Below are 14,398 nucleotides of genomic sequence, written 5' to 3' on the forward strand. Positions count from 1 at the left end.
CAGAGATACGGGTCTTTGCAGTTCAGCGGCCCGTCGCGGGGATTCACCGGTTTCGGAAGGCTGTTGGAGATGGCCATCGCGCAGCCCGAACAGGGCGGGCTGCTGCCTCAGCGGACACCACCGCATCGCGGCACACTCGCCACCACCGCCTGTATGGAGACACTGCAGGTCGGCTATCTGCACGCGGTCGCGGCGGCCGCCGGCTGCTCCCTGTCCCAGCCCTTTCCCGACAACGGCATCGACTGGCACGTCAGCCACAGCGCCCCCGGGCACACGGTCGACGACGAAGTCACGATCAAGGTGCAGCTCAAGTGCACGTACCAGATCCGTCCGAACCCCCCGGGCCCGGCCTTCTCCTTCACGCTCGACAACGCCCACCTGGAGAAGCTCGCCCGCAGCCCGGTCTCGGTGCACAAAATACTGGTCGTGATGCTGGTGCCCAGATCCCAGGACGACTGGCTGCGCGCCAGCCACGACCGGCTCGATCTGCGGCACTGCTGCTACTGGACCAATCTCGCCGGACACCGCATCACCGGCCGGCGCAGGACCACCGTGCGGATACCGACCTCGCGCATCTTCGACGACCGGGCGCTCTGCGAAATCATGACGCGGGTCGGAACGGGAGGCAGACCGTGACGCACCGCCCGACCGACGAACCGGCACGACCAGCCAGGCCCCACCCGGTGGAGCCGCCCGGCCAGTGGGACCGGCCGCCCAGGCCCGACCAGGTCGACCCCGCCGTCCTCAGCGCGCTGCTGCACCGGCACGGCTGGCAGCGCCGCGGTGGAGCCGCCGGACGGTACGGCCGCTGGACCCCGCCCGGGCCCGGCGGCGCCGGCACCAGCCTGCTCGTGCCGGAGAGCCGGGCCTTCCCCGACAGCGACGACCTCCTCGGCGAGGCCCTCCTCGCGCTGTCGCGCAGCGGCTCGCCCTCCGCTCGTGACGTCCTGATCGGCCTCGCCGTGCCCAGCGACGAGATCCGCTGGCAGCGCGATGTGCCCACCGGGCCCGCGGGCGCCACGCCCTGGACCGTCGAGGAGCAACTGCGCCTGGCAGCCCGCCAGATGCTCCTCGCGGGCGCCCTCGCCGTACGCGCGCGTGCGGGCTACTACGGCGCCCGCCACCGCAGGCCCGCCGCCGCGTCCCTGGAGAACGTGCTCGTCTCGGCCGGGCCCGACGGTCGGCAACTGACCGCTTTAGTGCCCGTGGCCACCGGCCGGCCGCTCGCCGTCCGGCTCCACCAGGCGGTGTACGCGGCCCGCGAGGCCATCGACTACCAACGCGCCACCGGCGGCATGGACGCCTTCGACAGCGCCGTCGAAGCGGGCGTCAGCCATGAGCTCACAGAAGCTCTCATCACCCTCGTGAAGGGCACCGAGGGCGCCCGGATCGCCGTCGACTGGGCGCCCGCCGCCGGAGTCCCCGAGGGCTGCGCGACACCCGCCGAACCCGTCGAGTTCTCACCCGGCGACCTGCCCGTCCTGCGCGAGGCAGGCGCCCGCTATCTGCGCGAGGAACCGTCCGTTGCGGTGCGGATCACGGGCACGGTCGTACGAATGCGCAGGTCGGCGCCGCGCGGTGACGGCGCGGTGCGGCTGCGGGTCATCGCGGGCGCCGAGATACCGCACGTACGGATGACGCTCGACGAGGAGGCGTACCGGATCGCGGGCCATGCCCATCTGCTGGGGCTGCCGGTACGGGTGCACGGGCGGCTGGAGAGCCGGGGCGGCTTCCGGCGGCTGACCGGCGCTTCCGGGGTCGCGCCCGTGCAGGTGGACGAGGCGGAACGGGACCGGCTGATGAAGTCGCTGCAGGAGACCGCGGAGATCACGGCCTTCTTCGAGGAGACGTGCGGCGGGGACTGAGCGGGGACGGAGACCGGGGGAGAGGCAACCTTTTCGCGAGGGGGGCCGTGGGCTCGGTACGATCCCTTCTATTGCGTACGCAGGAGAAGACGCGCACGCCCCCTTCAGTCAGGAGAGACCGGTGTCAGACGTCCGTGTGATCATCCAACGCGATTCCGAGCGGGAAGAGCGCGTGGTGACGACGGGCACTACGGCCGCCGAACTCTTCACCGGGGAGCGCACGATCATCGCCGCGCGGGTGGCGGGCGAGCTGAAGGACCTCGCGTACGAGGTGAAGGACGGCGAGACCGTCGAGGGCGTCGAGATCTCCTCCGAGGACGGTCTGAACATCCTGCGCCACTCCACCGCGCACGTCATGGCGCAGGCCGTGCAGGAGCTCTTCCCCGAGGCCAAGCTGGGCATCGGCCCGCCGGTCAAGGACGGCTTCTACTACGACTTCGACGTCGAGAAGCCGTTCACGCCCGAGGATCTCAAGGCCATCGAGAAGAAGATGCAGGAGATTCAGAAGCGCGGTCAGCGTTTCTCGCGGCGTGTGGTGACGGACGAGGCCGCGCGTACGGAGCTGGCTTCGGAGCCGTACAAGCTGGAGCTGATCGGGCTGAAGGGCTCGGCGTCTTCGGACGACGGTGCGGATGTCGAGGTGGGCGCCGGCGAGCTGACCATCTACGACAACATCGACGCCAAGACCGGTGACCTGTGCTGGAAGGACCTGTGCCGGGGGCCGCACCTGCCGACCACGCGGAACATTCCGGCGTTCAAGCTGATGCGCAACGCCGCCGCGTACTGGCGTGGCAGCGAGAAAAACCCGATGCTGCAGCGCATCTACGGCACCGCCTGGCCGTCCAAGGATGAGCTCAAGGCGCACCTCGAGTTCCTCGCGGAGGCCGAGAAGCGCGATCACCGGAAGCTGGGCAGCGAACTTGACCTGTTCTCGATTCCTGAGCAGATCGGGTCGGGACTGGCCGTCTTCCATCCCAAGGGCGGCATCATCCGCCGGGTGATGGAGGACTACTCGCGGCGTCGCCACGAGGAGGCGGGCTACGAGTTCGTCTACACCCCGCATGCGACGAAGGGGAAGCTCTTCGAGACCTCGGGGCACCTGGACTGGTACGCGGACGGTATGTACCCGCCCATGCAGCTCGACGAGGGCGTGGACTACTACCTCAAGCCCATGAACTGCCCGATGCACAACCTGATCTTCGACGCGCGTGGGCGGTCGTACCGTGAACTGCCGCTCAGGCTCTTCGAGTTCGGGACCGTGTACCGGTACGAGAAGTCGGGCGTCGTGCACGGGCTGACCCGGGCCCGCGGCTTCACCCAGGACGACGCGCACATCTACTGCACGCGTGAACAGATGTCGGAGGAGCTTGACAAGCTGCTCACATTCGTCCTCGAACTGCTGCGGGACTACGGTCTGACCGACTTCTACCTGGAACTGTCCACCAAGGACGAGACCAAGTTCGTCGGCTCGGACGAGGCCTGGGAAGAGGCGACCGAGACGCTGCGGGAGGTGGCTGAGAAGCAGGGGCTGCCGTTGGTTCCGGACCCGGGTGGTGCCGCCTTCTACGGGCCGAAGATCTCCGTCCAGGCGCGCGATGCCATCGGCCGTACGTGGCAGATGTCGACGATCCAGCTCGACTTCAACCTGCCGGAGCGCTTCGAGCTGGAGTACACCTCGCCCGACGGTTCCAAGCAGCGTCCGGTCATGATCCACCGCGCGCTGTTCGGCTCGATCGAGCGGTTCTTCGCTGTGCTGCTGGAGCATTACGCCGGCGCGTTCCCGGCGTGGCTGGCTCCGGTGCAGGCGGTCGGTATCCCGGTGGGCGACGCGCATGTCGAGTACCTGGAGAAGTTCGCTGCCGAGGCTAAGCAGAAGGGGCTGCGGGTCGAGGTCGACTCTTCGTCGGATCGCATGCAGAAGAAGATCAGGACGGCACAGAAGCAGAAAGTTCCGTTCATGATCATCGTCGGTGACGATGACATGAACGCCGACACGGTGTCGTTCCGGTACCGCGACGGGTCGCAGGAGAACGGCATTCCGCGGGACGAGGCGCTGGCGAAGCTTGTTGATGTTGTGGAGCGCCGAGTGCAGGTGTGATGGGGCCCCGCTGACGCGGGGTTTCGGGCCCCCGGGATTCCCGGGGGCCTTTGCCGTGCATGGTGTGTGAAGCCATATGCTGCACCACATGACGAGTGAGCCGGAGCAGCAGATCGGGGTGGGGACGCAGGACGCGTTCCAGCGCTTGTGGACGCCCCATCGGATGGCGTACATCCAGGGTGAGAACAAGCCCAGCGGCCCTGGTGCCGACGACGGCTGCCCGTTCTGCTCGATCCCGGCCCAGTCCGACGAGGACGGGCTCGTCATCAAGCGGGGTGAGCAGGTCTACGCGGTGCTCAACCTGTACCCGTACAACGGTGGCCACCTGATGGTCGTGCCCTATCGGCACGTCGCGGACTACACCGAGCTGACCGCTGAGGAGACCGCGGAGCTTGCGGAGCTGACGAAGCAGGCGATGACTGCGTTGCGCTCCGCTTCGGGGGCGCATGGGTTCAATATCGGGATGAACCAGGGTGGGGTTGCGGGTGCGGGAATTGCCGCGCACCTTCACCAGCATGTTGTGCCTCGGTGGGGCGGTGACACGAACTTCATGCCCGTTGTCGGGCACACCCGGATTCTGCCTCAACTCCTCGCGGATACGCGGAAGATGCTCGCGGAGGCCTGGCCCGCGGTGGACTGACCGCGCCCCGTAGGGGCGCGGGGCGGTGACATAGGCGGCTCCGCCGCCGGGGCGCGATCAGCCAGAACGGACCCGCAGTGTCGAGCCGTGCCCAGCGCCCCAGGGCACCCTCGCCACCGGGCACCCCACCCCCCGAACCGCCGGAGGCCTACGCGTCGTAGACATCCGCCTTGCTCGGTGCCGCGTCCTGGACCTGGGTGCTCAGGAATGCCGAGCGGGTGCCGAACTTTTCGGTGTTTACGCCGTTCTCGTCCAGGACGCGTATAGCCGCGGCGTGGACCACGCGGAGGATCGGGGTTGCGGCGCGCAGGGCGTCGTCGGCCATGAAGCGGTGGCGCCAGGGCTTGGCGGCCCAGGCGTGGCGCAGGCCGAAGGGCTCGGGGAGGATCAGCTTGCCGCCCAGCCAGTCGAGGATCGGCGGATACCAGGTGAAGGGGGCGCGCACCGCGAGCCGTACCACCTCGTCGGTCGCGACCAGCGGCAGCTTCCGCTCTGTCGTCTCCCAGAACTTGACCGTCTTGGCGACTTCCTTCGTCTTGGCCTCGGGCTTCGAGGTGAACAGGGAGTGCACGGGCCCCAGGGCATGACCGGTGACCTCGATCCGCAAGGTCTCGTGCAGCACGGTCACGGTGATCAGCATTGTGATGATCAACTGGCCGTCCCAGAGCGTCCATTGGACTCCGAGGTAGTGCCGGTCACCGCTGCCGAACTGCTGCTTGTTGCAGATGTCCTGGATGGCGTGGTTCTTGATCTGATACGCGTCCACGTCCGTACCCCCCGGCCGGGACACCTCCTGGGCGCCCTCACCGATCGGCGTGACCACCCAGTGCCGTATCGAAGGCTTGGGAAAACCCCCGGTGTTGAGCGGCCCGCGCTCCAGCATGCGCAGCTGGTCGTGGATCGAGCGTATGACGTCCCAGCTGCGGAAGGGGTGGATCTCCTTGTCGGCGTCCTTCGGTACCAGATCCTCGGCGAGATGCCAGCTGCCCCAGCGCGTACCCATGCCGAGTATGCCTTTGGGGCCCGCGTAGAACACGGAGTTGGACTGCTGCTCGGCGGTGAGCCGGGCCAGCCCTTGGCGCAGCCGCTCGGCGGCGGTCTCACCGGGGCTGCCGGGCACGGCCTCGGGGATCTTGGCGCCGACACCGCCGCCGGACAGCAGACTGGCCCAGCGCTCGCGCATGTCCTTCGCCGTACGCTCGCAGATCTGCCGTGCCCAGAACCAGCCGAGGACGGGGGCGACGACCGCCGCGCGCGCGTACCAGGCCCAGAAGCCGGTGAACGGCATCCGGATCAGGAAGATCACGGCGAGGGCGGCCACGCCGATCAGGAGGGCGGTGGCGAGGGCGGAGGCACGTTTGTCGGTGGTCTTGTCGATCGTGCGGCGGATCTGGAAGACCAGCAGCCAGACGACCAGGCCGGGCAGGAAGATCAGGCCGGTCAGCACCATCACGGCGGTGAGCCAGCTGTCCCGCTCCTTGCGGATGCGGTTCGCCGCCAGGCAGTGCTCGACGACGACCTGCGGCTCCGTGCCGAACGACTGGATGAGCGGCTTGCGCGCACCGCCCAGCATCCTCAACTGCACGGCGCGCGCGAATGCCTCGCCCAGGTTCGGCTTGCAGATCGTTGCCCACTTGCGGCCCGGCTTGACGGTTGACTTGTGCCATTCGCTGTTGGCTTCGAGGATCTTGTCGACGGGTTCGTCGCGGTACGCCGCCGAGGCCAGGGCGAACGTCGCCGCCGTCTGTCCCGCGGCACCCTGGAGCGGGATCTGTGCCCCGGGCCTGAAATCGAATCCCTCGTCCGCCACTGACCGCCCCCATCGCCGCCATGCTCCGCTGCTGCGGCTTTTCCCGACTTCCGTACTCCGCACACCTGTTGAACAGGTCAATAGTCTTGATCAGGTTCTCAGAGTAGCCCCCGGCACTGACAATCGTCGGCGGACAGCCCAAGCTGTCCGCCGACCCTACGGGAGATCAACTAGGGGGAGTCCTGGGCCTGTTCGCGGATCTTCTCCGCAATGTGCGCGGGCATCGGCTCATGGCGCGTGTAACGCCGGCTGAACCGTGCGGTGCCGTGCGAGAGGGAGCGCAGGTCGACCGCGTAACGGTCGATCTCGATCTCCGGAACCTCGGCACGTACGAGCGTCCGTCCGCCGCCCGCCTGCTCCGTGCCGACGACCCTGCCGCGCCGCCCCGACAGATCGCTCATCACTGCGCCCACGTAGTCGTCGCCGACCAGGACCGACACCTCGGCGACCGGCTCCAGGAGATGGATCTTCGCGTCGGCGGCGGCCTCGCGCAGGGCGAGAGCGCCGGCGGTCTGGAACGCGGCGTCGGAGGAGTCCACCGAGTGCGCCTTGCCGTCGAGCAACGTGACCCGTACGTCGATGAGCGGATAGCCCGCGGCCACACCCTTGGCGGCCTGGGCGCGTACGCCCTTCTCGACGGACGGGATGAACTGCCTGGGCACGGCGCCTCCCACGACCTTGTCGACGAACTCGATGCCGGAGCCGCCGGGCAGCGGTTCGACCTCGATCTCGCAGATCGCGTACTGCCCGTGTCCGCCGGACTGCTTCACATGCCGGCCGCGCCCGGCCGACTTGGCGGCGAACGTCTCCCGTAGGGAGACCTTGTGCGGTACGACATCGACCTGGACGCCGTACCGGCTGCGCAGCCGTTCCAGAGCGACGTCCGCGTGGGCCTCGCCGAGGCACCACAGGACCACCTGGTGGGTGTCCTGGTTTTGTTCCAGGCGCATCGTGGGGTCCTCGGCGACCAGCCGGCTCAGGCCCTGCGAGAGCTTGTCCTCGTCCGCCTTGCTGTGCGCGTGGATGGCCAGCGGCAGCAGCGGGTCGGGCATCTCCCACGGCTCCATGAGCAGCGGGTCGTCCTTGGCCGAGAGCGTGTCGCCGGTCTCGGCGCGGTTCAGCTTGGCCACACATGCCATATCGCCCGCGATGGCGTGCGAGAGGACGCGTTGCTGCTTGCCGAACGGCGCGGAGAGGGCGCCGATGCGTTCGTCGACGTCGTGGTCCTCGTGCCCGCGATCGGCCAGCCCGTGCCCGGAGACGTGCACCGTCTGGTCCGGCCGCAGGGTGCCCGAGAAGACGCGTACGAGGGAAATACGGCCCACGTAGGGGTCGCTCGCCGTCTTCACGACCTCGGCGACCAGTGGCCCGTCCGGGTCGCAGGCCTTGATCTCGCGCGGTTTGCCGTCCGGAGTGGTGACCTGGGGTGTCTCCGGCTCCAGTGGGGTCGGGAAACCGCCGGTGACGAGTTCCAGCAGCTCGACCGTGCCCAAGCCCTGACGGGCGCCGTCGGCGGCGGGCGCGGCGGCCAGCACCGGGAAGAAGACCCCGCGTGCCACGGCCCGCTCCAGGTCCTGCACGAGCGTCTTGAAGTCGATCTCCTCGCCGCCGAGATAGCGGTCCATGAGGGTCTCGTCCTCGCTCTCGGAGATGATGCCCTCGATCAGCCGGTTGCGGGCCTCCTCGATGAGCGGCAGCTGGTCGGGGCCCGGTTCGGACTCCTTGCGCTCTCCGGAGGAGTAGTCGTACAGCTTCTGCGAGAGCAGCCCGATCAGGCCCGTCACGGGTGCGTGCCCGTCGGGGCCCGGCGCTCCGTGGAGCGGCAGATACAGGGGCAGTACGGCGTCCGGGTCGTCGGCGCCGAAGGCCTCCGCGCAGGTCCGCGTCATCTCGTCGAAATCGGCTCTGGCCGCTTCGAGGTGGGTGATCACGATCGCCCGCGGCATACCGACCGCCGCGCACTCCTCCCACACCATGCGGGTCGAGCCGTCCACCCCGTCCGAGGCCGAGACGACGAAAAGGGCCGCGTCCGCCGCTCGCAGACCGGCCCTCAACTCCCCGACGAAGTCGGCGTATCCGGGAGTGTCCAGAACATTGATCTTGTACCCGCCCCATTCGACGGGCACCAGGGAGAGCTGTACCGACCGTTGCTGCCGGTGCTCGATCTCGTCGTAGTCGGAGACGGTGCCGCCGTCCTCCACGCGGCCCGCCCTGTTCACCGCTCCCGCTGTCAGCGCGAGAGCTTCCACCAGAGTCGTCTTGCCCGATCCGGAGTGGCCGACCAGCACCACATTCCGTACGGACGCGGGGTGGTCGGCCGCCGTAGCCCTGCCGGCGGCTCCGGGGTGTGCGTTCGCCTTGTCGCCCATGGCCTTGCCTCCCGTGCACGGTGAGGTCATGTGTGGGCGCGGACATGCGGACCCGCGTGCCGCGTGCGGTTGGCGGCTCCGGTGACGCCCGCGGTCCTTTCGAGCTTTCCACTCACGTCACGGCGCGTCCATACAAAGGACGGGATCGTGCGCTCAGGGTCCCGCCCGTCAGCTACGCGCGCGTGGCTGACGGGCGGCGCGGTGGCGGGTCCGGGTGACCTGGCCCCGTCGGCCACGCGCGCGCGTGGCTACGATGGGCCAGCCGGTGGCCAGCAGGGGCCGCGCGGCCACACCGACCCTCGGGAAGGCCATGCTGAACAAGTACGCGCGTGCTTTCTTCACGCGTGTTCTCACACCGTTCGCCGCGTTTCTGATCCGCCGCGGCGTCAGCCCCGACACGGTCACGCTCCTGGGCACGGCGGGTGTGGTCGCGGGCGCGCTGGTCTTCTTCCCCAGGGGTGAGTTCTTCTGGGGCACGATCGTCATCACGCTGTTCGTGTTCTCGGACCTCGTCGACGGCAACATGGCCCGCCAGATGGGCCGCTCCAGCCGCTGGGGCGCCTTCCTGGACTCGACCCTCGACCGGGTCGCCGACAGCGCGATCTTCGGCGGCTTCGCGCTCTGGTACGCGGGCAGCGGCAACGACAACGTCCTGTGCGCGGTCTCGATCTTCTGCCTGGCGAGCGGCCAGGTGGTCTCGTACACGAAGGCCCGTGGCGAATCGATCGGCCTGCCCGTCGCGGTCAACGGCCTCGTCGAGCGGGCCGAGCGCCTGGTGATCTCGCTGGTCGCGGCCGGTCTTGCGGGCTTCGAGACATTCGGGGTACCCGGTATTCACGTGCTGCTGCCCATCGCCCTGTGGATCGTCGCCGCCGGCAGCGTCGTCACGCTGATCCAGCGGGTCGTCACGGTGCGCCGGGAGTCCGCGGAGGCGGATGCCGTCAACGGCCAGGAAGCCGGCCAGCAGGACGGCCAGGGCAACGGCTCGGAGCAGGGCCGGGACCAGGCTTCGGACGGCGCCTCACAGGGCAGCTCGCGCAGCAGCTCGAAGACCGGCTCACAGAGCAGCGAGGCAACGTCGTGAGCGGCGTACGCGAACGGCTGACGGACGGCGCGTACGCCCTGGGCTGGAGCACCGTCAAGAAGCTCCCCGAGCCCGTCGCCGTACGGCTCGGCAGGACCATCGCCGACATCGCCTGGAAGCGGCGCGGCAAGGGGATCCGCCGTCTGGAATCCAACTACGCGCGCGTGGTGCCTGACGCGACCCCCGAGCGGCTCGCCGAGCTCTCCAGGGCGGGCATGCGCTCGTATCTGCGCTACTGGATGGAGTCCTTCCGGCTGCCCGCCTGGAGCCGGGAACGCATCGCGAGCGGCTTCACCGCCCAGGACCTGCACTACCTGACAGATGGGCTGGCAGCCGGCAAGGGCGTCATCCTCGCGTTGCCGCACCTGGGCAACTGGGATCTCGCCGGCGCCTGGGTCACCACGCATCTGAACATTCCCTTCACCACGGTCGCCGAGCGGCTCAAACCGGAGACCCTGTACGACCGTTTCGTCGCCTATCGCGAGGGCCTCGGCATGGAGGTGCTCGCCCACGACGCGTCCGTGTTCGGCACGCTGGCCCGCCGGCTGCGCGACGGCGGCCTGGTCTGCCTGGTCGCGGACCGTGATCTGTCCGCCTCCGGAGTCGAGGTGAAGTTCTTCGGCGAGCCGACACGGATGCCCGCGGGCCCGGCCCTGCTCGCCCAGCAGACGGGCGCCCTGCTGCTGCCGGTGACGCTCTGGTTCGACGACTCGCCCGTGATGCGGGGCCGTGTGCATCCTCCGGTTGATGTCCCCGAGACAGGTACCCGGGCCGAGAAGACGTCTGTCATGACGCAGGCGCTGGCCGACGCCTTCGCCACGGGTATCGCCGACCATCCGGAGGACTGGCACATGCTTCAGCGCTTGTGGCTCGCTGACCTGGAACCCCGCCCCGAACCGTCCGACGGGGAGCGCCCGTGAGGATCGGCATCGTCTGCCCGTACTCCTGGGACGTCCCCGGCGGCGTCCAGTTCCACATCCGCGATCTGGCCGAGCACCTCATCCGCCTCGGGCATGAGGTGTCCGTACTCGCTCCTGCGGACGACGAAACCCCCCTGCCGCCGTACGTCGTGTCGGCGGGCCGCGCGGTTCCGGTGCCGTACAACGGCTCGGTGGCCCGGCTCAACTTCGGGTTCCTGTCGGCCGCGAGGGTCAGGCGCTGGCTGCACGACGGCACATTCGACGTGATCCACATCCATGAGCCGGCCTCGCCGTCGCTCGGCCTCCTGGCCTGCTGGGCCGCACAGGGCCCCATCGTCGCGACCTTCCACACGTCCAACCCGCGCTCCAGGGCGATGGTCGCCGCGTACTCGATCCTCCAGGCGGCCCTCGAGAAGATCAGCGCGCGGATCGCCGTGAGCGAGTACGCACGGCGCACGCTCGTCGAGCACCTGGGCGGCGACGCGGTCGTCATCCCGAACGGTGTCGACGTCGACTTCTTTACGAAGGCCGAGCCCAAGGCCGAGTGGCAGGGGGAGACGATCGGCTTCATCGGCCGCATCGACGAGCCCCGCAAGGGCCTGCCGGTCCTCATGAAGGCTCTCCCGAAGATCCTCGCCGAACGGCCGGGGACGCGTCTCCTGGTGGCCGGTCGCGGTGACGAGAAGGAGGCCGTCGAGTCGCTGCCCAAGGAGCTGCGTGCGCGCGTCGAGTTCCTCGGCATGATCAGCGACGAGGACAAGGCGCGGTTCCTGCGCAGCGTCGACCTGTACGTCGCCCCCAACACCGGCGGGGAGAGCTTCGGGATCATCCTCGTCGAGGCCATGTCGGCGGGCGCGCCCGTCCTCGCCTCCGACCTCGACGCCTTCGCGCAGGTCCTCGACCAGGGCGCGGCGGGCGAGTTGTTCGCCAACGAGGACGCGGACGCGCTGGCGGCCTCCGCGGTACGGCTGCTCGCCGACTCCGGGCGCCGTGCGGAGCTGCGTAAGCGGGGCAGCGCGCATGTGCGGCGCTTCGACTGGTCGACGGTCGGGGCGGACATCCTCTCCGTGTACGAGACGGTCACGGACGGGGCCGCCGCGGTCGCCGCCGACGAACGCAGCGGGCTGCGGGCGCGGTTCGGGCTGGCACGGGACTGAGAACGGGCCTGAGGACAGGGCTGAGAGGGGCGTCTGGTGCGGGAACTGCGCAACGTGCGGGAGGTGCCGCAGGAGGGCGTCAGGACGCCTCTGACGGCCGAGGAGGAGCTGCGGGCCCGGTCGGTGTTCGTCACCGAGATCGGCGCGCAGGTGGCCCGTCAGGGATGGGCGACGTTTCCGGCTCACACCCCGGAGGAGCGCATCCGGCTGTACGCGGTGGCGCGGATGATCGGGGAGCGGCTGGGGTGCCGCGTGGAGGCCGTGCCGGAGGACACGATCACCATGCGCTTCACGGCGGTCGGGACGGGTGCCGCACTCGGCTGATCCAGGGTGATCCGCGTGCGCCCCCGGGCCGCGCCGGAGGCCTCGTCACGCACGGGTAGCCTGTGCGCCCGTGACCTCCACCCTGATCTGGATCGTGGTCGCCCTTGTGGCGATCGGCCTCTACTTGAGCTGGACCGCGGGCCGACTCGACCGGCTGCACGCCCGGATCGACGCCGCGCGCGCCGCCCTCGACGCGCAGCTCCTGCGGCGTGCGTCGGTCGCCCAGGAACTGGCCACCTCCGGAGTGCTCGATCCGGCCGCCTCGATCGTGCTCTACGAAGCGGCGCATGCGGCTCGGCAGGCCGAGGAGGAGCAGCGGGAGGTCGCCGAGAGCGACCTCAGCCAGGCTCTGCGGGCCGTTTTCGGGGAGGCGCAGCAGGTCGAGGCGGTACGCGAGGCCCCCGGCGGTGAGGCGGCCGCTCTCGAACTCGCCCAGGCGGTACGTCGGGTGCCGATGGCCCGACGCTTCCACAACGACGCCGTACGCGCTGCCCGCGCCCTGCGCCGCCATCGCAAGGTCCGCTGGTTCCGGCTGGCCGGGCACGCGCCGTTCCCGCTGGCCTTCGAGATGGACGACGAGCCGCCGGCGGCGTTGGTGGATCGCTCGGGCTAGGCCCGGGCTGGGCACGTTGGGTTCGCCCCCGCCGCCCCTACCCGTCCCATACCAAGGGGCTCCGCCCCTACCCGTCCCATACCAAGGGGCTCCGCCCCTGGACCCCGCTGGGGCTTCGCCCCGGACCCCACCAGGGGCTCCGCCCCTGGACCCCATCGGCCTGAACGGCCTCGTCCTCAAACGCCGGACGGGCTGAAAAACAGCCCGTCCGGCGGAAATCAGCGCCGTCCGGGGAAAGTCGAGCCGTCCGGCGGAATGTCAGCCGGGCCGCGAACAATTCAGCCCGTTGGGGGCACCTCTGGGGGCACCCCCAGCGGTAGCTGGGGGAGGTAGCTGGGGGAGTTTGAGGAGCGGGGGGCCGGGGGCTGGCCCCCGAATGGGGTCGGGGCGGAGCCCCGAGCGGGGCCGGGGGCGCAGCCCCGAGGGGTCTGAGGGCCAGCCCCCAGCGGGGTCCGGGGCTGGCCCCGGGATGGGGCGGGTAAGGGCGGCGTAGGCGAAAACATGCCACCCGCTCACCATTGGCCCTTGCAGTGGACTGGTCCCCTCACGTTTCCTCGGTGTTTGCAGAAACCCTCTTTCAGCGAGTGAGGTCAACCCGTGTCGAGCACGCTCTCCAACCCCGCCCAGGCCCCCGAAACCGGCACCGCGCGCGTGAAGCGCGGAATGGCCGAGCAGCTCAAGGGCGGCGTGATCATGGACGTCGTCACGCCGGAGCAGGCGAAGATCGCCGAAGACGCGGGCGCCGTCGCCGTCATGGCCCTGGAGCGGGTCCCGGCGGACATCCGCAAGGACGGCGGAGTGGCCCGCATGTCCGACCCGGACATGATCGAGGGCATCATCGACGCCGTGTCCATCCCGGTGATGGCGAAGTCGCGGATCGGCCACTTCGTAGAGGCGCAGGTCCTGCAGTCCCTCGGCGTCGACTACATCGACGAGTCCGAGGTCCTCACCCCGGCCGACGAGGTCAACCACTCCGACAAGTGGGCCTTCACCACGCCGTTCGTCTGCGGCGCCACCAACCTGGGCGAGGCCCTGCGCCGCATCGCCGAGGGGGCGGCCATGATCCGCTCCAAGGGCGAGGCCGGCACGGGCAACGTCGTCGAGGCCGTCCGCCACTTGCGGCAGATCAAGAACGAGATCGCCCGCCTCAAGGGCTACGACAACAACGAGCTGTACGCCGCCGCCAAGGACCTCCGCGCCCCGTACGAGCTTGTCAAGGAGGTCGCCGAGCTCGGCAAGCTCCCGGTGGTGCTGTTCTCGGCCGGCGGTGTCGCCACCCCCGCAGACGCCGCCCTGATGCGCCAGCTCGGCGCCGAAGGCGTCTTCGTCGGCTCCGGCATCTTCAAGTCGGGCGACCCGGCCAAGCGCGCCGCCGCCATCGTGAAGGCCACCACCTTCTACGACGACCCCAAGATCATCGCGGACGCCTCCCGCAACCTGGGCGAGGCCATGGTCGGCATCAACTGCGACACCCTCCCCGAGGCCGAGCGCTACGCGAACCGCGGCTGGTAAGGCACC

Annotated in this window: 12 protein-coding genes; 10 read left to right on the forward strand and 2 right to left on the reverse strand. The window is 69.6% G+C overall.

Annotated features, from left to right (window positions below):
- Window positions 1-69 precede the first annotated feature (69 nt).
- From OHT21_RS38580 to OHT21_RS38595, 4 genes are all read left to right on the forward strand, one after another.
- Window positions 70-636: a DUF4365 domain-containing protein gene (locus OHT21_RS38580; RefSeq protein WP_328772889.1), complete on the forward strand. Its 567-nt coding sequence runs from the start codon at window positions 70-72 to the stop codon at window positions 634-636.
- Entirely contained in the window at window positions 633-1,865 is a 1,233-nt protein-coding gene (locus OHT21_RS38585; protein ID WP_328772890.1) for a hypothetical protein, read from the forward strand. Before OHT21_RS38580 ends, OHT21_RS38585 begins: the two co-directional genes overlap by 4 nt.
- Before the next feature lie 121 nt (window positions 1,866-1,986).
- Window positions 1,987-3,963 carry a threonine--tRNA ligase gene (gene thrS, locus OHT21_RS38590; RefSeq protein WP_328772891.1) on the forward strand — a complete coding sequence of 659 codons (1,977 nt, stop codon included), beginning with the start codon at window positions 1,987-1,989 and terminating at the stop codon, window positions 3,961-3,963.
- 76 nt (window positions 3,964-4,039) lie between these two features.
- Window positions 4,040-4,603 carry an HIT family protein gene (locus OHT21_RS38595; RefSeq protein WP_328772892.1) on the forward strand — a complete coding sequence of 188 codons (564 nt, stop codon included), beginning with the start codon at window positions 4,040-4,042 and terminating at the stop codon, window positions 4,601-4,603.
- Window positions 4,604-4,751: 148 nt separating this feature from the next.
- Here the strand turns inward: OHT21_RS38595 and OHT21_RS38600 are convergent, their stop codons facing one another.
- Both OHT21_RS38600 and OHT21_RS38605 read right to left on the reverse strand, forming a co-directional pair.
- Window positions 4,752-6,413, reverse strand: coding sequence for a hypothetical protein (locus OHT21_RS38600; protein ID WP_443050530.1), 1,662 nt, complete (start codon window positions 6,411-6,413; stop codon window positions 4,752-4,754).
- 170 nt (window positions 6,414-6,583) lie between these two features.
- A complete protein-coding gene (locus OHT21_RS38605; RefSeq protein ID WP_328772893.1) occupies window positions 6,584-8,782 on the reverse strand; it encodes an elongation factor G-like protein EF-G2 in 2,199 nt (732 codons plus the stop codon).
- A gap of 253 nt (window positions 8,783-9,035) precedes the next feature.
- Here OHT21_RS38605 and pgsA point away from each other — a divergent pair, with 253 nt between their 5' ends.
- The 6 genes from pgsA to pdxS all read left to right on the forward strand — a co-directional run bounded on the left by pgsA (window position 9,036) and on the right by pdxS (window position 14,392).
- Window positions 9,036-9,866, forward strand: coding sequence for a phosphatidylinositol phosphate synthase (gene pgsA / locus OHT21_RS38610; protein WP_328772894.1), 831 nt, complete (start codon window positions 9,036-9,038; stop codon window positions 9,864-9,866).
- Window positions 9,863-10,786: a phosphatidylinositol mannoside acyltransferase gene (locus tag OHT21_RS38615; protein WP_328772895.1), complete on the forward strand. Its 924-nt coding sequence runs from the start codon at window positions 9,863-9,865 to the stop codon at window positions 10,784-10,786. The genes pgsA and OHT21_RS38615 overlap by 4 nt, the downstream gene beginning before the upstream one ends.
- Window positions 10,783-11,943, forward strand: coding sequence for a glycosyltransferase family 4 protein (locus OHT21_RS38620; RefSeq protein ID WP_328772896.1), 1,161 nt, complete (start codon window positions 10,783-10,785; stop codon window positions 11,941-11,943). The genes OHT21_RS38615 and OHT21_RS38620 overlap by 4 nt, the downstream gene beginning before the upstream one ends.
- 36 nt (window positions 11,944-11,979) lie before the next feature.
- The gene (locus tag OHT21_RS38625) at window positions 11,980-12,267 is read left to right on the forward strand and encodes a hypothetical protein (protein WP_328772897.1); all 288 of its coding nucleotides are present in this window, start codon (window positions 11,980-11,982) and stop codon (window positions 12,265-12,267) included.
- 70 nt (window positions 12,268-12,337) lie between these two features.
- Window positions 12,338-12,880: a hypothetical protein gene (locus tag OHT21_RS38630; RefSeq protein ID WP_328772898.1), complete on the forward strand. Its 543-nt coding sequence runs from the start codon at window positions 12,338-12,340 to the stop codon at window positions 12,878-12,880.
- Between the two features lie 597 nt (window positions 12,881-13,477).
- On the forward strand, window positions 13,478-14,392 hold the full coding sequence (pdxS, locus tag OHT21_RS38635; protein WP_328772899.1) for a pyridoxal 5'-phosphate synthase lyase subunit PdxS: 915 nt from the start codon (window positions 13,478-13,480) through the stop codon (window positions 14,390-14,392).
- Window positions 14,393-14,398 lie beyond the last annotated feature (6 nt).

Origin of the sequence: Streptomyces sp. NBC_00286 (genome assembly GCF_036173125.1) — a bacterium.
GTDB lineage: Bacteria > Actinomycetota > Actinomycetes > Streptomycetales > Streptomycetaceae > Streptomyces.

What these genes read in the sequence shown, in the direction of transcription:
- OHT21_RS38595 (WP_328772892.1), top strand. Translation starts at nt 4,040, where the DNA reads ATGCTGCACCACATGACGAGTGAGCCGGAGCAGCAGATCGGGGTGGGG.
- OHT21_RS38605 (WP_328772893.1), bottom strand. Translation starts at nt 8,782, where the DNA reads ATGGGCGACAAGGCGAACGCACACCCCGGAGCCGCCGGCAGGGCTACG.
- pgsA (WP_328772894.1), top strand. Translation starts at nt 9,036, where the DNA reads ATGGGCCAGCCGGTGGCCAGCAGGGGCCGCGCGGCCACACCGACCCTC.
- OHT21_RS38580 (WP_328772889.1), top strand. Translation starts at nt 70, where the DNA reads ATGGCCATCGCGCAGCCCGAACAGGGCGGGCTGCTGCCTCAGCGGACA.